Genomic DNA, 18,264 nt, shown 5'->3' with positions numbered 1-18,264 from the left:
GTATGCCAAATAGGGGGAAGTGGTGAAGGCGTTGCGGTTCTTTTTTGGCCGTTTTTGATCGTTTCCGACAGCAGCCCCATTTCAATTTTGTGCAGAGCAGAAGGGAGTCTGAATTTTGTAACACCTATCATATGTTTCTCCTACTTCATTTTTGTGCAGGGCAGTGAGAAATGAATGTCGCTTGGCGATGGCCAAAACGCCTGTTTGTATGGTATCCTATTCCTGTCGATGTTCTTTGAAAACTCGATATATGATGCTGTGACAGGAAAGGCTCTGTCATGGAAAACATCCAAGCATCCATTCGTCTACCATGCCCACCGAAGTTGCGAAAACCAAGCGAAAATAGGGGCGTGGCAAGTCCGATGTACAAGTTTGCCATACTTGCAGGAGGCTTACGCCATTGGTACTGCCAGCCGTCGGGGCGACGGGGATCGCCTGCTCAATAATTGAGGGATGCCTTGAAGGACGGTGATTGAAGGAAACAAGCCGCTTACCAGCCTCGTTTCTCAAATCGAAAAGCCCTGTCGCATCCAATTTTCACCCGCCTTCTTGGCGTTCGCAGGAATCTCCATCTTCAAATTTTGTCAGAAAGTAAGGTGGAGTAGTTCAAAACAGTGGCAGAAAGAGGAGGGAAAAACGATGAAACGCATTGAAACGCTGGAACAATTCGAGGCGGCCATTTCCGGCAGCCAACCAACGGTGATTAAATTTTATACGACGTGGTGTCCGGACTGTGTGCGCTTGAACATGTTCATCGATGAGATCATTCGCGAGTACGGGCAATACGATTGGCTGGAGATCGACCGCGATCAATTCCCCGAGCTTGGCGAAAAATACCAAGTGCTCGGCATTCCAAGCCTGCTTGTCTTCCGAAACGGGGAAAAAATCGCCCATTTGCACAGCGCGAATGCCAAAACACCGGAAGACGTGCGCGCCTTTTTGCAGTCGTTGCCGGCGTAAAACGGCGCTTGCGTTTAGCCAAAAACGAGGGTGTCCCGCTCCGTTTGGGACACCCTCTTTACCCGTCGCCACCCCTAACAATGTCACTTATTAGCCGTTAGTATTCGATTTCATCGTAGTCTTTTGGCTGCCGTGTTAGCTGGGGATTGTCAAACATAAACGAAATCGAAATCTCTTCATCGGTCGTCCGCGTCCGTTCAGAGCGACCGTCCGTTTTCAGCTGAATCCGGATTTCCTCGTCCGTAGTTTTTGTCCGCTTTTTTTCCATGCTCGGATCCTCCTCGACATTAGTTTCGCAATAGCGGTCCGACTTTTTCGATGAGCTCGGTCATTTTCGCCGCATGGGCTTCATACAGCGCCTTTGCTTCTTCCGAATTCGTCTGCAGCGCGTATAGCTCGAAGTCGGCTTGCACTTTTTTCATTGCGGCGAGAAGCAGCTTTTTCTCCTGCGGCTCGGCCACTTGAATTTTGTCATCGTACAAATCAATCGTCAGCTGTCCATATGAATCGACTTGGGCGAGAAAGACGTTTTCGACCGCTACTCCTTGCTTATCAAGCTGTTCTTTCAGCCAGCCGCGGCCGAGCCCCATCGTCGCGAGCGGCTCATCCAAAATCATGCCGTCCATAACGACGGTTTGCGGCTCTTTTTCCCGCGGCGGGTTCGGAACTACATCGCCGACGGTGAGCGGTTGCTTTTCCCGCTTCAGCAGCACGTTTAAATCCCCGTTCGGCTCAAGCACTGCAAACTCAACATCGGCGACGCGGAACACATCCTTCTTGCGCAGCTGCTCGAGCAGCTCATCGACCGTGTACTTTTCCCGCTTTAAGTTTTCTTCTAAAATTTTGCCGTTTTTGATGAAAACCGTCGAATTTCCTTCGACGAAATCGCGGAATTTTTTATTACGCAAAGAGATGCGGGCGATCAGAACCGGAAACAATGACCAAATTAAAATGCTTGTGATTCCTTCTTGGAGGGAAATATCCAAATCGGAAGACATCGTTCCAGCGATATCTCCAACCGTAATGCCGACAATGTACTCAAAAAAAGACAGTTTGGACAATTGTTTTTTGCCAAGAATGCGGGTGATCACAAACAATCCGATTAAAATGCAGACAGAACGAATAGCCACTTCCAGCCAGATAGGCATCGATCATGCTCCTTACTTTCCATGGTATTGCGGCTCTTCGAATTCGAGCCGGCCGACCCGGTCTTTCAGTTCGGCGATGATCTGTTCGGCCGTGAGCATCGCTTCATGAAACGTTCGCTGTGCCGTTTCATCTTGGGAGGTGAGCGCCAGCTGTTGCAGGCCGGCATGAATGGCTTTTAAGCTCGCCAACGTTTGTTTCACTTGCGAAGCAACGGTCATGAACGTCCCTCCTATCCTTTCGGGCGGAACAAGAGCGCTCCGATGAATCCAAAGACGATCGCGGCGGAAATGCCGGCGCTCGTCACTTCAAACATGCCGGTCAACACGCCGACGATGCCGTGTTTTTCCGCCTCTTGCATCGCCCCGTGGACGAGCGCGTTTCCAAAGCTTGTAATCGGAATCGTCGCCCCGGCGCCGGCAAAATCGATAAGCGGCTCATACAATCCCAATCCGTTCAAAATAGCCCCTGCAACGACAAGAATGGTCAGTGTATGAGCAGGGGTGAGCTTAAACACATCCATTAAAAGTTGGCCAATGACGCAAATCAATCCGCCGACGACAAACGCCCAAAAAAACATCGCCAGCACGCTACGCCTCACCTCCATACTCGATCGCCACCGCATGGGCGATGCACGGAATCGTTTCATTTTGCTGGAACGACAACGGCGACAATAACGCGCCGGTCGCTACGGCCAAAATGCGCTTCAACTCGCCGCGCCGCATGCGGTTGAGCAAATGGCCGTAAACGACCACAGCCGAGCAAGCCGCCCCGCTCGCCCCGGACAGCACCGGCTGTCCATCGCGGTAAATAAGGAGCCCGCAATCTTGGTAACGTTCCTCATCGATCTCGATGCCGTGCTGGCGCAACAAATCTAAGGAAACTTGACGCCCGATTCTCCCTAAGTCGCCGGTGACAATCAAGTCATAGTGAGAGGCGTCGACTTGCATATCGCGAAAATGCGCTTCAATCGTATCGACCGCCGCCGGCGCCATCGCACCGCCCATATTAAACGGATCGGCCATTCCCATATCGACGACCCGGCCGATCGTCGCTGCTGTCACGCGCGGCCCGTCCCCTTTTGGGCTGACGATGGCGACCCCGGCGCCAGTAACGGTCCACTGCGCCGTCGGCGGCTTTTGCCCGCCGTACTCTGTCGGATAGCGGAACTGTTTTTCGACGGCGGTGTTATGGCTCGATGCCCCGGTCACTATATAGTCTGCCCCGCCGTAGTTTGTAATAAAAGCGCTGAGCGCCAGCCCTTCCATTGATGTGGAGCAAGCGCCAAAAACGCCGAGATACGGTGCGCCGAGCGTCCGGGCGGCGAAGCTAGTCGGCGTCATTTGGTTAATTAAGTCGCCGGCGATGAAAAACTGCACCTGTTCCTTCTGCAAACCGGCCTTTTCCAGCGCTTGAAACGCCGCTTCCTCAAGCAAAACGCGGTGCGCTTTCTCATACGACACCTCGCCAAGCCATAAATCTTCGTGAAGAAGATCAAACTCGTCGGCGAGGCGACCATTGGCCTCAAACGGCCCCCCAACGACTGCCGTAGCAATGATGGCCGGTTTGTTGGCAAACACCCATGTGCGATGCCCTTTCAGCATTACAATCCCCCCCACTGGGTCGCCACCGTTTTGACAAGAGCGATAACAAACGCTGCGAATGTGCCAAACAAAATAACCGACCCCGCGAGTTTGAACATGTTGGAGCCAACCCCAAGCACGAATCCTTCGGTCCGATGTTCAATCGCCGCGGAAATGACAGCGTTGCCAAACCCCGTCACCGGCACCGCGCTCCCCGCCCCGGCAAACTGGGCGATGCGGTCATAAACGCCAAGCCCGGTTAAAATCATGGACAAAAAAACCATGGTCGCCACCGTCGGGTTCCCCGCCGTCTGCTCGGTGAAGTCAAAGAAATACATATAAAAATAAGAAATCGCCTGTCCGATCGCACAAATGGTCCCGCCGACGAGAAAGGCGCAGGCACAGTTGCGAACGATCGGGCGCTTTGTTTCCCGTTCTTTTTCGAATAAGTGGTACTCTTGTTGAACTGGAGTTAATTTTTTCCTCTTTTCATTCGCCATACCGACACCTCTTCTCTTACGTCTGCTCTTTGCTTAGTTTTTCGATGCGCCCGATTTCCCGCTGGAGATCGCGCTCATCCCAACGCTTTTTCTCCATCTTCGTTTTGAGGTCTTTCGTTTTCCAAAAAATTTTCAAATCACTCGAAGAAATGACATCATACCCGGGAAACATGATGCGCAATCGTTCAGCAATCTCTTTTTCAATTTTCTTCCGCTTCCATCGTTTCAGATGAGGAATTTGATAAGCGACGAGCAGCCGCTCTCCGCTGTTGACCGCCACCACCTCACGTACGTCATCGCGCTGGCGCAACGAAGCGACCGCCCGTTCCGCCGGCCCTTGATCCAACACAGCCCCTTTTGCCGTCCCGAACGTTTGGGCGCGCATCCAATCCGCCCCTTGCAGCGACTGTTTTTGCTCTGTCTCCTCTTTTGCGCAACCGCTAGCGGCGAGCCAAATGGCCACCGCTGCCAACCACCATCGTTTCATCGCTACTCACCCATTCATTTTATGTACATTCGTCTAGGAGGCTGGTCATGTAGTGCAAAACATTACTGAATTCCATCTATTTCTCAATTAGAGAAACTTTCTTTACTAAATGAAAATAACGCCGATTCGTGTGTGACAGCCGTTTTTCACCGCCCCTCTAGAAGGCTGGTGATTTAAGGGGGCAAGCCGCTGATCAAACCCGTTTCTCAAATGGATAAGCCTTGTCGCATCAGGAGCGCCTCTCAAACATTCCCCCACTGCTCAAGAGAAACAACCGTTTTTCACCGCCCCTCTAGAGTGGCGGCGACTTAAGGAAACAGGCTGCTTACCAGCCCCGTTTCTTAAATCGAAAAGCCCTGTAGCATTAGGATCACCTTTCACACGCTCCCCCCATTGCTGAAAAGAAACAACCAGTTTTCACCAGCCATCTAGGCGGCGGAACGGTTGCCATAGCTTCAACTGTTCCGCCAAAAAACAGCTCACTTGACGAAAGTTATTGCTGTTTATATTGTGGCTCTTCGTTTTGAATTTCTTGCACGCGCGAGTTCACTAAATCAATGACCGCTTGCGTTTGTTGAGCGGCTTGTTGATAAAGCTGTTTCGCGGTTTGGTTTTCCGTTTGCAGGGCAAACATTTCAAAGTTCGCTTGAGCCGCTTTTAATCCAGCCAATGTTTGTTTCACTTGTGTCGCAACCGTCATGATAAATGTCCTCCTTTAGCGGTGAAAATGGACGCTGACAGTGATTAGAATGAGGTTTCGCCGCCAAATTATAATTGTAATTTTTTGTAAAACCTTTGACCTCTTCACATCACTAACAGCTGGAAAAAGATAAAAGCAAGTGGAGAGAAACGAAAGGTTTTTCTCCACTTGCTTCCTTTTAGGGACTGATCGGACAGCCCCCTCTTGCTTGTTTATGGCTTGGGACCGACTTTGTCGGAATAACCGCGGCCAAGCGATGGATTGTTTAAAATGCCGGCCATCACGAAAATGCTCAACAAGGCGTGATACAGCTGCTCGTATTTGCCGAGATCGATATCCACACCAAACGTTTCGAGCGCCAAGACGACAAAAGACCCGATTCCTAGCCAGAGTCCGTAATTTTTAAAACGTTCCACCGCTTCTGTCCCCCATTTTTCCTTATCGCTTAAATCCACGAGAACGGTCTCCGTTCTCCTTCGTCCCGGCCGTGCTCGCCTTCATCGTGTCCTTTCTCTTCCCGCACGTCCTCCATGGCTTCGACCGCGTCTGCCCGATGCGGGAACAACCATGGGTCACGGATGCGACCGCGCGGTACAATGATGACGTCATCGGCGTGAATGATCAGCTTATCCACATGAATGACCTTCCCTTTTTTCCGATCCGACATCCCCATTCCCCCCTTCCTTTCGCCTAGTGGCATTGTTAGACTATGCACGGAAAAGCTCTGGAGTATGGGCATCTCTCACGGATCAGCTTCATTTCTTTACCATCGGCGGTCGGCCGCAGCCGCAGCCCCGCGGGCGCCGTACTGGCTGAGTGGTCGAGGAAAGCGCCCATGTCGTCGGTTTGGGCGATACGGGGTTCGTTCGAACAGGCTTCATCATGGCTTTCATCCCCCCATCTGGCAAAAATGTAAGGCTATTTTTAGTGTATGACCGTTTAAGCCAAGGGTGCTGCTTATTTTTCTTTGTCTTGCCCGTGGCGGGATGACATCGCTTTTTCTTGCCTTAACGTGCGGAAAAACCAGCTGTCCAGCCGCTCCTCTTCGGGGCTGCCGGCCTTTTCCGGCTCGAGCAGCTGCTCCAACCGGCGGCGCAGCTCTTCATTTTCCTTTGTCAATTGTTTCACTTGTTCATAACGTTGTTCGCTTTGATGGGCCAACTCGCGCAAAACGATATTTTCCGCTTCCATCTCTTTCAACCGGCGCCACAACTCCATCCATTTTTTTTTACCTTTCTCCATGCTCGGTTTTCCTCTCTTTCCCTTCTTTTTCCTTGTCTGACATAGATGTCGTTCATCATTTGTGGATGCATAAGTAAGATGTGTGATAGAAGAATCAAGCACAACTTTTGGTAAAAAGCCATAGATGTTGACAAAATCCGCTTTTGTCCCAACACACTTACCTAGAGGGTTCATAGTATACAGTAGCCCCACCCAATCAAAGGAACGGGGAAAAACGATCGAAGGATAGGAGGATACCAAATGGGTCATTACCATCATCGTCACGACAAAGAACGGCTGTGCATTCGAACTCGCAAAGTCTATGACTGGGTCACTCGACAAATTGACGTTCCGTTGCGGAGCTTCAACGGGCCGGAACTGGAAGACATCTTTCCAACGAGCAAATGCCCGCGTCAAGGGCTGCTATGCGACTGCATCGCCGAGCGGGGACTTGATCCGTCCGAATTAACGATTCGTTGCTTCCTTTCTGACGCTCAAGGAAATCGGATTGACCCGGTCGTTGACCAAGATGCGCTCATTTTCCAAGAAATTGTTCAGCCCCAAGGGCGCCAGCCGGTCAACATCACACTGCCATCCGGCGACACCGTCACATTGCAAAAGGTCAAAGCTCTCATCAAAGGCCATGTCGTCGTCCAAATTGTGAGTGGAAACGGCGTTGTCGTTTGCGAGTCGAAACCGATCCCGTTTGCGACAGCGCAAACGTTCATCCTTTGCGCTCCTGAAGGCACGGAACTGGTCGGACACATTTCCTTCTTCGAATGCGACTCCAGCCTCGTCTGCACCGACAACTTCTCGCAGCTCGACGTCTCCATCACGCTTTGCTTAGAAGTGCAAATGGAAGCAGACGTCAAAATCGAAGTCGAAGCCCGGCTGTGCCAACCGCGCGAAGAGCTGGCAGAAGCGACCCTTTGCCCGACAGCCAAGTTTCCGTCGCAATGCCCGGAAGTCTTCCCCGCTCATTAATGAACGGCTTTTCTGCCCCAGCGAGCCTTTCTCGCTCGGCTGGCAGAAAAGCTTTTTTCTACCTCACGGATTCGGAAGCTTGAACGGATCGCTTTCGATAAACTCTCCGACCAAAAAGCTTTTTCTGCCTCACGGATGCCATACATGTTTCGCTGCCTTTTTACATATGCATGGTAACAACCCGCGTCTTAGGAGTCCGGTGATTTCGTGTAAACTGCTGCTGATCGCTCCCATTTCTTAATTAGAGAAACTTTGCAGAATCAGCTTAAATGCCTCCAATTGGTGTGCGGCAGCGTTTTCCACCGGCCTTCTAGCAAAGCGAACGATAAGGAGGGCAAACAAATGGCTCATCACCGTTCGGATCGAGAACTCCAGCTGCAGCAAAAACTCATTCATTATCGTTCGGAATTGATTCAGTGGGAACAACGCTGGATCGAGCTGCAACAACAGCTAGAAAAAGAACGGCTTCGCACCGAGTATTGGCGACAAAAAGCAAAAGAGTGGAAAACTTCCGTCTTGAACGAGTATGAACAAACTATCGCTGTTCTCCAACAAGAGCTGTTGCGCTGTCAAGTCGCACTCGAGGAACAAGCGCACCAGCCTGCTTCTTTCACGACCGATGAACTGCGTCTCCATGCCTTTTTTCGCTTTTCCGTCATGCTCCCTTCGCATCTGGAAGAGCCGATTTGGATCATCGGCGATCTCATCATGGACAACATCGGAACGGCCGCTGCAGATATTGCCTCGATTTGCCTAACCGTCACTCCTAAACAAGCTGGCTCCTTAAGCGGAAAAATCGCTTCTTCTTCGCTGAGTGATCCAGACCAGCAACCGGGATGGGTTTTCGTTCATTCCGATTGGCAACGTTTCGTTCGTGAAAAGGGAGAATATTGGATTCGTCCTGTCGCCCATCGTTCCCTCGGGCCACGGGAATCGCTTATATTTCCTTCGTTTCAAATTCGCGTGAACCATCCGCTGTCTGCACCGCTCCGTGTAGCGGCCACCGTGTATTGCGCGCAATCGGAACAAGGGATCGAAGCCGTCAATCCGCTGATCATTCAGCCGCTCTCCTAAAGGGACGGTGATGGAAGGAAACAGGCTGCTTACCAGCCTCGTTTCTCAAATCGAAAAGCCCTGTGGCATGAGGATCGCCTTTCAAACGATCCCCCATTGCTCAAAAGAAATAACCGTGTTTAGCCAGCCTTCTAGACGGACGAGTTCTGGCCAAGAGGCAAAACTCCATATTTGTCCCTTTCCTTTCCGCCTCGCTGTTCATACAGTAGTAATGCCAAGATCTAAGGCTGGTGATGGAAGGGAACAGACCGCTTTCTCGCCTCGTTTCGCAAATAGAAAAAACCTGTAGCGCCGGTACACACGTTCCCTAGTAGTCAAGGGAAACAGCCGTGTTTCACCAGCCTTCTCAGCTCCGGTGAAGGAGCATCTCCGGCCAAAGCTGCTTCTCTGTTCAATCCCCTGTGCGGCGAATTCGGCAGTGCGATCATCGCGAGAACGCGGCTGATCTTCACCGGTAGCCAAGAAAGCATCTTCGCCAAGAAAGGAGGGAGCTGGAAATGACGGAACCGTCCTTCTCGCCCGATCTTCCCCAACGGCAGCTGCTGCAACTGTTGGTCGAAAAGACATTGAAAAAACATGGCGTCACTGCGAAGCAAGTACAGCTGACAGCAGAAGAAAAAGAACAAATTCGGCAAATGGTCCAGCAATTGCAAGCCCAAGTGCAACAGTACTTGGAAAGCTTAGAACAGCGCGTCACAGAACATGATGTCGATCCGAACACCCATACCCCAACAAAGAAGCAAGGGAGAAAGACGAAAAAGTAACGACGGCATCCATGGAATCAAAAACGGGCCACTCCCCTTGTCTATTGGCCTACACACCGAATGCCACAAACCGTATGATATACTACAACGACTAAAGGAGGGACTGGACATGAGCCAAGTGATGTATAACCGCGCCTATCCATTGATGGAGACAGCTGCTCACGAACCGCGGCGCTGGTGCGCCACCGATCCCACGATGACCCACCCGGTTTTCAATTGTGAGGACGCGACGATTGGAGCAGACGCCGAACAAAAGGCAGCGGAATACCAATTGTCAGAAGAATGGATTTACATTAAAGATTCTTGCGAAGTGAAAGTATCCACTACCGATACGAAAGCGGCTGTCAACTTGCAAGTAGCGCTGCAGCTAGCCATCATCGTGTTGCTGCAAATCTCGATTGCTGACAGCGAAGTAGCGGAAGAAGTCGCCGCTGAACTGCTGCAAGCTGTGAAAGTCAAACAAGTGTCGCGCCAAAAAACGGTCATTGAAAATTCCCGCAATGTCACCGTTGAAACGACAGACACCCAGGCCGCGATCAATATCCAAATTATGCTGCAGCTGCTGTTGGCGTTGCTTGTCTTCGTCGACATTTTATAAAAGAAAACGGGCGTCCCGGCAACGCAATGGGACGCCTGTTTGACACCTTCCGTAACTTTTTAGCTTTGCCTCCTTTGTTCCCACTGATCCATTCCCCATTGCACCAGTCCCGCCAATGCCGCAACGGCCAAGATGGAACATACTGGCTGAAACAACGCTGGCCACCATACGTACCCCAGCCATAAAAAACCAGCGCTCCAAATGCCTGTGCACCAATAGCAGGACAACAGCTCCCCGACAAATCGCCGGACTGGCTCCTTTCTCACATACCACACGATTTCCTTCGCCCCATCGGGCCCCACTTCCTCTACCGCTTCGTAAAAAGGACGTCGCAACGGAGCAGTGATCTGATCATAAACGAGAAGGCGGGTGAGACGGAAAGCGGCGAAAACGAGGAGAAACATATCCATCAAAGGCACTCGTTACGGCTCCCCTTTCCGTGTAAATCCAATCAAAATAACTTGCCGCACGTCATCGGCGTTCAGTTGACGCTCCCCTTCGTTCGTGGCGATTTTTACCCGTCCTTCCTCCCATTCGGTGACAATTCCTTCGAGCGGTTGGGTCGATTTCGTTTCCAAAAGACATTTCACCGGCGGCAAGTGGCTCGGCAAGGAAGCTAAAAACGCCAATTGCTCCGGAACGGTCATTTGCGAAAACGACGGTTGCCATTCCGGTTCGAATGGCTGTTGTTCCTCTTCTTTCTCCACAAGAACAGACTCCCTTCCACGTCGAACAAAGGATTGCTGCATCGAAGCGGTTGGAGGACGAAGTTTCGGCTGCACGATGTAAAGCAAAGGTTCGGTCTCCATCAGTTTTTTCTCTCGGCTCAATGGCTCTCCTCCTTTCTCTCTGCTTGCCTTATATATGTATGCACGGGTTGGGCAAAAAATTGCTTAATCCCAAACAGAAAAGCCGCCCCTCGCATCGGGACGGCTGCCGTAATTAATATCCTAAAATGTGGTACCCTGAATCGACGTGGATAATTTCCCCGGTGATGCCGCGCGACAAGTCGCTGAACAAAAACAGCGCTGCATCGCCGACTTCCTCTTGGGTCGTCGTCCGGCGGAGCGGAGCGCGCTCCTCGATCTGTTTTAAAATCGAGTTGAAATCGCTCACCCCTTTGGCCGACAGCGTGCGAATCGGACCGGCAGAGATGGCGTTGACGCGGATGCCGTATTTGCCTAAATCGTTCGCCAAATATTTGACGCTCGCATCGAGCGCCGCTTTCGCCACGCCCATGATGTTGTAGTTTTGCACGACGCGTTCGCCGCCTAAATACGTAAGGGTGACGATGCTGCCGCCTTCTGTCATCAGCTCTTTCGCCTCGCGCGCCACCGCGGTGAGCGAATAGGCGCTGATGTTATGGGCGAGCAAAAAGCCGTCGCGGCTAACGTTCATATATTCGCCGCTCAAATCGTCTTTATTGGCATAGGCGATGCAATGAGCGAGACCGTGGATGACGCCAACTTGCTCTTTGATTTGCGCAAAGCAGCGGACAATATCGTCATCGCTTGTCACGTCACAAGGCAATAAAAGCGAGCGTTCATCTTCCAATGTGTCCACGAGCGCCCGCACTTCTTTTTCAAACCGCTCCCCGGCGTAGGTGAACACAAGCCGAGCTCCGGCCGCATGAAGGGAACGGGCGATTCCCCAAGCAATGCTCCGCTTGTTCGCCACCCCCATGACAACGTACGTGCGCCCTTCCAATGATAAAACCATTCGTCCATCCTCCCAATTATCATTTATTCTTAGCACCAGGTGTTAATTCTATTATAGGGGATGCCGGCGGTAATGTAAATGAGTGTTGCGTTTTCCGTTCTTTCTGAATGACGACGGTTTTTCCCACTTTGCAAAACCGAACAGATTCGCTAATATGGTATATGGTACCTGCCTTCCTACGCCCCTGCTTCCCGTTGAAGCGGAGCGCGGGAGGCTCGCGAAAAAACACTGATTCCCTTCATCCAAGCGGACCCGACATGTGGGGGCAGACTGGGCTACTGGTGACAACACCTGATTCCCTTCATCAATGGGAGGAACGCACGAAAAGCAAGACCGATGCAAAAAGGTTTTTCCTGTTGAGAAATGACATGGCAAAGCCGTATCTAGAAGGCTGGTGAAAAACCGCTGCCGCACACCAATCAACGGCATTTTCATTCAAAAAAAGAAAGTTGATTCTGCCAAGTTTCTCTAATTGAGAAATGGGTGGAACTCAGCAGTATTTTGCACGAAATCACCGGTCTTCTAGGATGAAATCACCGGCCTCGCAGATCGGCAACGGGAAGCGGGCATCTTCAAACCCTTTTACGCTTCCCTCTTTTGCCTCTCTCTAGACGATCACCATGCCCGTTTTTTGAGAGAGGAGAGTTTTCTGGCAAATTTCGCTCATATGGAGAGGATCGTTCTATGGATCATGACCGTTTATCCCGTTCGAAACTTGATTACCATTTGTTGTTTCTTTTGTTCTTATTGGCCATTGTCAGCGCCATCGCCATTCATAGCGCTGAACCGATGCTGCCCGAAAAGCTGCAAAACGTCAATTTCGCTTCGAAACAGCTGCAGTGGTACGCCATTGGCGCCGTGGTGATCGCTTTGACGATGATTATCGATTACGACCGATTGTTTCAAATCGCCTGGTATTTATATGGCTTCGGGATGTTGCTGCTGCTTGGCTTGGAGTTGAACGTTCCCGGATCGGTGACCATCAAGGGGGCAACAAGTTGGTACAGATTACCAGGAGGAAACTTTCAGCCATCCGAGCTGATGAAAATTTTTATGATCATCGTCCTTGGCCGCATCATTGTCAACCATCGGGAAAAATATCCCGAACCGACGATCAGGGATGACTTCAAGTTGCTTGGCAAAATCGCCGCCGCGGTTTTGCCGCCGCTCTTTTTGCTTGCCAAACAGCCGGACATGGGGATGTCGATGGTATTTCTCGCCATTACTAGCACGTTGGTGCTCGTCTCCGGCATCCGCTGGCGCATCATTTTCGGCATCGTCTTCTCCGGTGTGGCGGTGGTAGCGTCTGTCGTATTCATTTACTTCTACTTCCCTGATTTTTTCCATCGCTATATTATTGAGGAAGACTATCAGCTCAACCGCTTTTACGGTTGGCTTGCGCCTTATGAGTACTCGACCGACCAAGGATTTCAGCTCATTCGCTCGCTGATGGCGATCGGATCGGGAGAACTGTATGGAAAAGGGCTTGGTCATTTGCAAGTGTATTTGCCGGAAGCGCATACCGACTTTATTTTCGGCGTCATCGCTGAACAATTTGGGTTTGTCGGCTCAAGCATTGTCATCTCGCTCTTTTTCCTGCTTATCTATCGATTTGTTCATATTGCGCTTGAAAGCAACGATTTGTACGGCAGCTATTTATGCGCCGGCGTAGCGGGCATGATTACGTTTCAAGTATTTCAAAACATTGGAATGACGATCGGGCTTTTGCCGATCACCGGGCTGCCGCTCCCGTTTATCAGCTATGGGGGAAGCTCGCTGGCGACTTATATGCTGGCGATCGGCCTCGTCTTAAACGTCCATTCGCGAACCAAAAAATTTATGTTCGCAAGCGAGGAATAACCGCTTGCCGCCGCTCGGCAGGCGGTTTTGTTTTATCCAAAGTCCGTCTGAAAGGCCGGTGAAAAACGACTGCCACGAGCAAATCCATGACATTTCGCCAAAAAAGAAGGCTGATTTCGTCGGTCTTTTCTAACTGAGCAATCGATCGAATCGCAGGATTTTGTCCGAAATCACCGCCCCTCTGAACTTAGCCGCGGTTTTGGCCAATCCAGCTCCTAGGTGGCCGGTGCTGATGCGACAGGGCTTTTCTATTTGAAAAACGAGCTGAATAAGCGGCTTGCACCCTTCAATCCCCCGTCCGAGGATTTCCGACGACAACGGATATACTAGTTTTATCTCCATCATCCATCGAAAGGGGGCCTTCCCATATGATGCTGGACATCATCGGTGACATTCATGGCTGTTTTCGTGAATTCGCAGCGCTCATCGAACGACTCGGCTACCGATGGGAGGAGGGAGTGCCGGTTCATCCCGGCGGACGAAAACTAGGGTTTGTCGGCGATATAACCGACCGCGGGCCGGAGTCGCTGAAAATGATCGAGGTCGTTTCAGCGCTTGTGGAACGAAACCTTGCGTATTATGTGCCGGGCAATCATTGCAACAAGCTGTACCGCTTTTTTCTGGGCCGAAACGTGCAAATCACCCACGGTTTAGAAACAACGGTCGCCGAATACCGCGCCTTGCCGCCAAGCGAGCAAGAGAGAATTCGCCGCACGTTCATCCGCTTATATGAAGGGGCGCCGCTTTATGCCGTGCTTGACGAAGGGCGGCTTGTCATCGCCCATGCCGGCATTCGTCATGATCATATCGGCCGGTTGGACAAAAAAGTGAAAACGTTTGTCCTTTACGGGGACATCACCGGCGAGACGAACGATGACGGAACACCGGTGCGCCGCGACTGGGCCAAGCGATACCGCGGCGATGCCTGGGTCGTTTATGGACACACGCCCGTTCCAGTCCCGCGCTTTGTCGGCCGAACGGTCAACATCGATACCGGCTGCGTATTCGGCGGCGCGTTGACCGCGTTTCGTTATCCGGAAATGAATACCGTCTCTGTGCCGTCATCCATGCCGTACGTGCCGGAGAAATTCCGGGCGTTCTCGTAACAGCCCCCGTTTGTTCATCCGCCCGCGCCTTTGATCAGACGAACGAGATCATCGGGAAGCGGAGCGGCGAACGTATACAGCTTTCCCTCGAGCGGATGAACAAACGACAACGCTCGGCTATGAAGCGCTTGGCGGCCGATCATTTCCCGACTTCCGCCGTACAGCTCATCGCCGGCCAGCGGATGGCCAAGATAGGCCATATGAACCCGGATTTGGTGGGTGCGCCCGGTCTCAAGCCGAAGGGCAACATGTGTATAGCCAAAGAGCCGCCGCAGCACGCGAAAGTGAGTAACGGCCCGTTTCCCGTCCTCCCGCACTTCGCGGGCGATGATGCTGTCGCTCCGCCGCCCGATCGGCGCGTCAATCGTCCCTTCTTCCTCGATGATGACGCCATGGCAGATGGCCTCATACGTGCGTGTCACTTGCCCTTTTTGTTGCAGCGCCGACAGCAAATGGTGCACATGGCGGTGTTTGGCCACCAGCACAAGCCCCGATGTGTCGCGATCAAGCCTCGTCACCACATGAACGGTCGACTCGAGCTGCTGCTGCCGATAGTGGTGAAGAATCCCGTTCGCCAGCGTCCCGCCTGGGTGATGGCGCGACGGAATCGTCGCCAATCCGGGCGGCTTGTTGACGACAAGGACGTAGTCATCTTCATACACGATGTCAAGCGGCATCGCCTCGGGCTCCATCCAATCGCTTGTCCGCTCCAGCGGAAAAACGACGGACAGCCTCTCGCCGGCGCGGAGCACATGGCGGACGGTCACCGGCTGTCCGTTCACAAGCAGCGCCCCGCCGTGAAATTTGATATCGGTAAGCGCGGTGCGCGAAATGTGGTTCTCTTGCAAAAACTGACGCAGCAGCTTTCCGTCATGCTGTTCATCGATCAAAAACGTCATCGTCAACGGCGGCACAGTTTGTCACCTTTCTGCTTCCAAAATCAGAAGATGGCTTGCTTTCAACTCCGTTATCAATGCTGGGCTTTCCCAGCCAACGTGACGCTGAAGCTACAAATCGACGCCAGCGGTTGGCCCCTTTCCTAAGCCTTACGCTGAAGGCTTCGACTCCGTTGTGAAGGAGTCGCGCCCTCCGCCTAGAAGGCTGGTGAAAAACCGCTGTCACACACCAATGATCGCACTTTCATTCAGAAAAGAAGCCTGTTTCTACGAGGTTTCTCTAATTGAGAAATAGGTGGAAGCAGTAGTATTTTGCACGAAATCACCAGCCTCCTAGGAACAGAAACGTTTCTACTCCGTGATAAATGAGTCGCGCACCCGGCGCCAAAACGGAAACGGGCGAAAGCGGGCGAAACGCACTTTTTCATCCGCCACCCGGCATTGAATCGATTTCACTTCTTTGTGCAACAGCGACAAATGGTCGATGGTAATTTGAAAATCGACATGATTGACCGGCTTGAGCAAGCACGTATGGTGCGCCGGCAGCACGAGCGGCGAGCCGATCGTGCGAAAGACGCGATTGTTGATCGACGCCATTTCCGTCACTTGAATCGCTTCAAGCGACGGATGCAAAATGGCACCGCCGAGCGCCTTGTTATAAGCCGTGCTGCCGGTCGGCGTGGAGATGCATAGCCCGTCACCGCGAAACCGTTCGAACCAATCGCCGCGAATCTCAACGTCCATGACGAGCGTCCCGCTGACGCATTTCACCGTGCATTCGTTAAGAGCAAGGTATTTCGTTTCCTTCTCGCCACTAATATGGCGCACGGTCACTTCAAGGAGCGGATACTCGACGACTTGATACGGCGTTTTAGCGATGGCGATGACCAGCTTTTCGATCTCCTCGGGCACCCAATCGGCGTAAAAACCGAGATGGCCTGTATGAACGCCGACGAACGCCGTCTGATCCAACCGATGGCAGTAGCGGTGGAACGCATACAGCAGCGTTCCATCCCCGCCGACGGAAATGACCAAATCAGGCTCCTCTTCGTCGCAGCGCAGATCAAAATCGAGCAAATACGTTTTCATCTTTTGCGCCAAGGCGTTCGAGACGTCATCGCCTTTGGACGTAATGGCAAACGCGAGCGGGGCGTCCGTTCTTGTCATTGTCCTTCTCCTTTTGCCTCTTGTTTTCTGGAAAATGCCGCCTGCGCCTCTTGAATCTCAAAACGGATTTTAGACATTTCCTCATCAAGACGGTAAGCGGCCTCGGCGGCCCGCTGCAGCCGGGCTTTAATATCTTCCGGAAAACGGCCGCTGTATTTATAGTTTAGCGAATGCTCAATCGTCGCCCAAAAGTTCATCGCCAGCGTGCGAATTTGGATTTCCGCCAAAATCTGTTTCTCACCGCGGATCGTCTGCACCGGATAGCGGATGACAATATGGTACGAACGGTAGCCGCTCTCCTTTTTCTGCGTAATGTAGTCGCGCTCCTCAACGATAGTAAAATCGTTTCGTTGGCGCAAAAGTTCAACGACCGTCTTGATGTCGTCGACAAACTGGCACATGATGCGCAGCCCTGCGATGTCTTGCATCTCCTCTTCAAGACGGTCAAGCGGGATGTTTTTCTTTTGCGCCTTATCCAAAATGCTGGCAATCGGTTTCACTCGCCCGGTGACAAATTCAATCGGCGAGTGCGCCTCGATCATCTCAAACTGGGCGCGAATGCCCCGCAGCTTCACTTTCAGCTCCTCGACAGCCTGCTTATACGGGGCTAAAAACAAATCCCAATGATTCACCATCGTACCACCTGCCTCTATACGTTTGCATTTCCCGCGGCTCGGTGCCAACCCACAAGGAACGCCGCTGTCGTCCTCTTTTCCAGCCAGACGAAGAGCCGCACTTCTTGTTCGGTAAACATCCCGAACTGACGCGAATTTTTCATCCCCGGATAGGGATAAAACGCCGCCCATGGAACGTTTCCGTGAAAGTCCCGAACTGACGCGCGATGTTCATCCCCGGGTGGAGGGCGGATCACTGCCCATGGAACTTCTCTACAAAAAATCCTGTCAGCAAGCGGTCACTTTCATCCCCGGGGCGATGTTACATCGCTTACCATGAAAATGCCGAACTGACGCGGATTTTCATTCCCGGGTCGAGGGCAGATCACTGTCCATGGATCTTTTCTGTAAAAAACACCTCTTGCACGGCCTGTTCCAGCTCTTCCCCATAATTGGCATTGCCGCGAATGTTATCGAGCAAATAAGCGAGTTCCTCGTCAAACTGTTCGAGTTCGACGGCTTCCTCTCCGCTTTGCAGCCAAACGGGCTCCTTGGCGGCTAGCATCGCTTTCAATTCCCGCCACCATTGTCGGGGAATGGCGACGTAAAGAAAGCGGTCATTCGTTTCCAAAAGGTAAACAAACGCCAACCCGTCGGAATCCACGAGCATATGGCGCTTCGGGGCCACATCGGCGAGCGAAACGGGAAGATCAGCGCGCAGCCAGAGCCGCCCCGCTTTCCGCTCCGCGTGATGAACGGTCACTTTCTCGTTCATGCTTTCTCTCCTTCCACCTCAACCAAACCTCCGCCCTTTATTTTACCATATTCACCCTCTGCAAACGAAATAATTGATATTCAGCGAAAAACAAACGATAATAGAAAGAG

The 18,264-nt window shown here is 52.0% G+C and carries 25 protein-coding genes; 7 read left to right on the top strand and 18 right to left on the bottom strand.

Annotated features, from left to right (window positions below):
- Positions 1–639 precede the first annotated feature (639 nt).
- On the top strand, positions 640–960 hold the full coding sequence (locus B4113_RS15535; protein ID WP_033018803.1) for a thioredoxin family protein: 321 nt from the start codon (positions 640–642) through the stop codon (positions 958–960).
- Between the two features lie 97 nt (positions 961–1,057).
- Here B4113_RS15535 and B4113_RS20185 read toward each other — a convergent pair whose 3' ends face one another.
- The 11 genes from B4113_RS20185 to B4113_RS15485 all read right to left on the bottom strand — a co-directional run bounded on the left by B4113_RS20185 (position 1,058) and on the right by B4113_RS15485 (position 6,618).
- Positions 1,058–1,228, bottom strand: a complete 171-nt coding sequence (locus tag B4113_RS20185) for a hypothetical protein (RefSeq protein ID WP_165570915.1) — start codon at positions 1,226–1,228, stop codon at positions 1,058–1,060.
- Positions 1,229–1,247: 19 nt separating this feature from the next.
- Positions 1,248–2,108: a DUF421 domain-containing protein gene (locus tag B4113_RS15530; RefSeq protein ID WP_033843326.1), complete on the bottom strand. Its 861-nt coding sequence runs from the start codon at positions 2,106–2,108 to the stop codon at positions 1,248–1,250.
- A gap of 12 nt (positions 2,109–2,120) precedes the next feature.
- Entirely contained in the window at positions 2,121–2,327 is a 207-nt protein-coding gene (locus B4113_RS15525) for a DUF1657 domain-containing protein (protein WP_033843325.1), read from the bottom strand.
- Between the two features lie 11 nt (positions 2,328–2,338).
- Positions 2,339–2,695, bottom strand: a complete 357-nt coding sequence (gene spoVAE / locus B4113_RS15520) for a stage V sporulation protein AE (RefSeq protein WP_033018807.1) — start codon at positions 2,693–2,695, stop codon at positions 2,339–2,341.
- 1 nt (position 2,696) lies between these two features.
- Positions 2,697–3,710 carry a stage V sporulation protein AD gene (spoVAD, locus tag B4113_RS15515; RefSeq protein WP_033843324.1) on the bottom strand — a complete coding sequence of 338 codons (1,014 nt, stop codon included), beginning with the start codon at positions 3,708–3,710 and terminating at the stop codon, positions 2,697–2,699.
- Complete coding sequence (gene spoVAC, locus B4113_RS15510; protein ID WP_033018810.1) at positions 3,710–4,189, bottom strand: stage V sporulation protein AC; 480 nt, start codon at positions 4,187–4,189, stop codon at positions 3,710–3,712. The genes spoVAD and spoVAC overlap by 1 nt, the downstream gene beginning before the upstream one ends.
- Before the next feature lie 16 nt (positions 4,190–4,205).
- Positions 4,206–4,676 (bottom strand): YhcN/YlaJ family sporulation lipoprotein, encoded by a 471-nt coding sequence (locus B4113_RS15505; RefSeq protein WP_033843323.1) that lies wholly within the window; start codon positions 4,674–4,676, stop codon positions 4,206–4,208.
- A gap of 493 nt (positions 4,677–5,169) precedes the next feature.
- Entirely contained in the window at positions 5,170–5,376 is a 207-nt protein-coding gene (locus tag B4113_RS15500; protein WP_033843322.1) for a DUF1657 domain-containing protein, read from the bottom strand.
- A gap of 212 nt (positions 5,377–5,588) precedes the next feature.
- Positions 5,589–5,792, bottom strand: a complete 204-nt coding sequence (locus tag B4113_RS15495; RefSeq protein ID WP_033844819.1) for a hypothetical protein — start codon at positions 5,790–5,792, stop codon at positions 5,589–5,591.
- A gap of 29 nt (positions 5,793–5,821) precedes the next feature.
- Complete coding sequence (locus B4113_RS15490) at positions 5,822–6,043, bottom strand: hypothetical protein (protein ID WP_033018817.1); 222 nt, start codon at positions 6,041–6,043, stop codon at positions 5,822–5,824.
- 290 nt (positions 6,044–6,333) lie between these two features.
- The gene (locus tag B4113_RS15485) at positions 6,334–6,618 is read right to left on the bottom strand and encodes a hypothetical protein (protein ID WP_033843321.1); all 285 of its coding nucleotides are present in this window, start codon (positions 6,616–6,618) and stop codon (positions 6,334–6,336) included.
- A gap of 240 nt (positions 6,619–6,858) precedes the next feature.
- Here B4113_RS15485 and B4113_RS15480 point away from each other — a divergent pair, with 240 nt between their 5' ends.
- From B4113_RS15480 to B4113_RS15465, 4 genes are all read left to right on the top strand, one after another.
- Positions 6,859–7,581: a hypothetical protein gene (locus B4113_RS15480; RefSeq protein ID WP_033018820.1), complete on the top strand. Its 723-nt coding sequence runs from the start codon at positions 6,859–6,861 to the stop codon at positions 7,579–7,581.
- A gap of 342 nt (positions 7,582–7,923) precedes the next feature.
- Entirely contained in the window at positions 7,924–8,655 is a 732-nt protein-coding gene (locus tag B4113_RS15475; RefSeq protein ID WP_033843320.1) for a hypothetical protein, read from the top strand.
- A 497-nt stretch (positions 8,656–9,152) separates the two neighbouring features.
- On the top strand, positions 9,153–9,419 hold the full coding sequence (locus tag B4113_RS15470) for a hypothetical protein (RefSeq protein ID WP_033018824.1): 267 nt from the start codon (positions 9,153–9,155) through the stop codon (positions 9,417–9,419).
- A 145-nt stretch (positions 9,420–9,564) separates the two neighbouring features.
- A complete protein-coding gene (locus tag B4113_RS15465) occupies positions 9,565–10,017 on the top strand; it encodes a spore coat protein (protein WP_033844817.1) in 453 nt (150 codons plus the stop codon).
- 59 nt (positions 10,018–10,076) lie between these two features.
- Here the strand turns inward: B4113_RS15465 and B4113_RS15460 are convergent, their stop codons facing one another.
- The 3 genes from B4113_RS15460 to fabI form a co-directional block, all read right to left on the bottom strand.
- Complete coding sequence (locus B4113_RS15460) at positions 10,077–10,427, bottom strand: DUF1360 domain-containing protein (RefSeq protein WP_033844816.1); 351 nt, start codon at positions 10,425–10,427, stop codon at positions 10,077–10,079.
- Positions 10,428–10,439: 12 nt separating this feature from the next.
- On the bottom strand, positions 10,440–10,847 hold the full coding sequence (locus tag B4113_RS15455) for a CotO family spore coat protein (RefSeq protein WP_051962639.1): 408 nt from the start codon (positions 10,845–10,847) through the stop codon (positions 10,440–10,442).
- A gap of 112 nt (positions 10,848–10,959) precedes the next feature.
- The gene (fabI, locus tag B4113_RS15450; protein WP_033018829.1) at positions 10,960–11,736 is read right to left on the bottom strand and encodes an enoyl-ACP reductase FabI; all 777 of its coding nucleotides are present in this window, start codon (positions 11,734–11,736) and stop codon (positions 10,960–10,962) included.
- A 684-nt stretch (positions 11,737–12,420) separates the two neighbouring features.
- Here fabI and B4113_RS15445 point away from each other — a divergent pair.
- Together B4113_RS15445 and prpE are read left to right on the top strand one after the other, a co-directional pair.
- Positions 12,421–13,596: an FtsW/RodA/SpoVE family cell cycle protein gene (locus B4113_RS15445; RefSeq protein ID WP_033843319.1), complete on the top strand. Its 1,176-nt coding sequence runs from the start codon at positions 12,421–12,423 to the stop codon at positions 13,594–13,596.
- A gap of 368 nt (positions 13,597–13,964) precedes the next feature.
- The gene (gene prpE, locus B4113_RS15435; RefSeq protein WP_033018833.1) at positions 13,965–14,702 is read left to right on the top strand and encodes a bis(5'-nucleosyl)-tetraphosphatase PrpE; all 738 of its coding nucleotides are present in this window, start codon (positions 13,965–13,967) and stop codon (positions 14,700–14,702) included.
- Between the two features lie 14 nt (positions 14,703–14,716).
- Here the strand turns inward: prpE and B4113_RS15430 are convergent, their stop codons facing one another.
- From B4113_RS15430 to B4113_RS15415, 4 genes are all read right to left on the bottom strand, one after another.
- Entirely contained in the window at positions 14,717–15,616 is a 900-nt protein-coding gene (locus B4113_RS15430) for an RluA family pseudouridine synthase (protein ID WP_033843317.1), read from the bottom strand.
- A 333-nt stretch (positions 15,617–15,949) separates the two neighbouring features.
- A complete protein-coding gene (locus B4113_RS15425) occupies positions 15,950–16,765 on the bottom strand; it encodes an NAD kinase (RefSeq protein WP_033018836.1) in 816 nt (271 codons plus the stop codon).
- Positions 16,762–17,400, bottom strand: a complete 639-nt coding sequence (locus tag B4113_RS15420) for a GTP pyrophosphokinase family protein (RefSeq protein ID WP_033018860.1) — start codon at positions 17,398–17,400, stop codon at positions 16,762–16,764. Before B4113_RS15420 ends, B4113_RS15425 begins: the two co-directional genes overlap by 4 nt.
- Before the next feature lie 364 nt (positions 17,401–17,764).
- Positions 17,765–18,154 carry a hypothetical protein gene (locus B4113_RS15415; RefSeq protein ID WP_033843316.1) on the bottom strand — a complete coding sequence of 130 codons (390 nt, stop codon included), beginning with the start codon at positions 18,152–18,154 and terminating at the stop codon, positions 17,765–17,767.
- Positions 18,155–18,264 lie beyond the last annotated feature (110 nt).

This window comes from Geobacillus sp. B4113_201601 (assembly GCF_001587475.1).
GTDB classification, from domain to species: domain Bacteria; phylum Bacillota; class Bacilli; order Bacillales; family Anoxybacillaceae; genus Geobacillus; species Geobacillus icigianus.
Note: the sequence above shows the minus strand (reverse complement) of the source record. Positions and strands in the feature narration are given on the sequence as shown.

What these genes read in the sequence shown, in the direction of transcription:
- B4113_RS15530 (WP_033843326.1), bottom strand. Translation starts at nt 2,108, where the DNA reads ATGCCTATCTGGCTGGAAGTGGCTATTCGTTCTGTCTGCATTTTAATC.
- B4113_RS15460 (WP_033844816.1), bottom strand. Translation starts at nt 10,427, where the DNA reads ATGGATATGTTTCTCCTCGTTTTCGCCGCTTTCCGTCTCACCCGCCTT.
- B4113_RS15485 (WP_033843321.1), bottom strand. Translation starts at nt 6,618, where the DNA reads ATGGAGAAAGGTAAAAAAAAATGGATGGAGTTGTGGCGCCGGTTGAAA.
- spoVAC (WP_033018810.1), bottom strand. Translation starts at nt 4,189, where the DNA reads ATGGCGAATGAAAAGAGGAAAAAATTAACTCCAGTTCAACAAGAGTAC.
- B4113_RS15525 (WP_033843325.1), bottom strand. Translation starts at nt 2,327, where the DNA reads ATGACCGTTGCTTCGCAAGTGAAACAAACGTTGGCGAGCTTAAAAGCC.
- B4113_RS15465 (WP_033844817.1), top strand. Translation starts at nt 9,565, where the DNA reads ATGGAGACAGCTGCTCACGAACCGCGGCGCTGGTGCGCCACCGATCCC.
- prpE (WP_033018833.1), top strand. Translation starts at nt 13,965, where the DNA reads ATGATGCTGGACATCATCGGTGACATTCATGGCTGTTTTCGTGAATTC.
- B4113_RS20185 (WP_165570915.1), bottom strand. Translation starts at nt 1,228, where the DNA reads ATGGAAAAAAAGCGGACAAAAACTACGGACGAGGAAATCCGGATTCAG.
- B4113_RS15480 (WP_033018820.1), top strand. Translation starts at nt 6,859, where the DNA reads ATGGGTCATTACCATCATCGTCACGACAAAGAACGGCTGTGCATTCGA.
- spoVAD (WP_033843324.1), bottom strand. Translation starts at nt 3,710, where the DNA reads ATGCTGAAAGGGCATCGCACATGGGTGTTTGCCAACAAACCGGCCATC.
- B4113_RS15420 (WP_033018860.1), bottom strand. Translation starts at nt 17,400, where the DNA reads ATGGTGAATCATTGGGATTTGTTTTTAGCCCCGTATAAGCAGGCTGTC.
- B4113_RS15535 (WP_033018803.1), top strand. Translation starts at nt 640, where the DNA reads ATGAAACGCATTGAAACGCTGGAACAATTCGAGGCGGCCATTTCCGGC.
- B4113_RS15475 (WP_033843320.1), top strand. Translation starts at nt 7,924, where the DNA reads ATGGCTCATCACCGTTCGGATCGAGAACTCCAGCTGCAGCAAAAACTC.
- B4113_RS15490 (WP_033018817.1), bottom strand. Translation starts at nt 6,043, where the DNA reads ATGTCGGATCGGAAAAAAGGGAAGGTCATTCATGTGGATAAGCTGATC.
- B4113_RS15470 (WP_033018824.1), top strand. Translation starts at nt 9,153, where the DNA reads ATGACGGAACCGTCCTTCTCGCCCGATCTTCCCCAACGGCAGCTGCTG.
- B4113_RS15500 (WP_033843322.1), bottom strand. Translation starts at nt 5,376, where the DNA reads ATGACGGTTGCGACACAAGTGAAACAAACATTGGCTGGATTAAAAGCG.
- B4113_RS15425 (WP_033018836.1), bottom strand. Translation starts at nt 16,765, where the DNA reads ATGACAAGAACGGACGCCCCGCTCGCGTTTGCCATTACGTCCAAAGGC.
- B4113_RS15505 (WP_033843323.1), bottom strand. Translation starts at nt 4,676, where the DNA reads ATGAAACGATGGTGGTTGGCAGCGGTGGCCATTTGGCTCGCCGCTAGC.
- fabI (WP_033018829.1), bottom strand. Translation starts at nt 11,736, where the DNA reads ATGGTTTTATCATTGGAAGGGCGCACGTACGTTGTCATGGGGGTGGCG.
- B4113_RS15445 (WP_033843319.1), top strand. Translation starts at nt 12,421, where the DNA reads ATGGATCATGACCGTTTATCCCGTTCGAAACTTGATTACCATTTGTTG.
- B4113_RS15415 (WP_033843316.1), bottom strand. Translation starts at nt 18,154, where the DNA reads ATGAACGAGAAAGTGACCGTTCATCACGCGGAGCGGAAAGCGGGGCGG.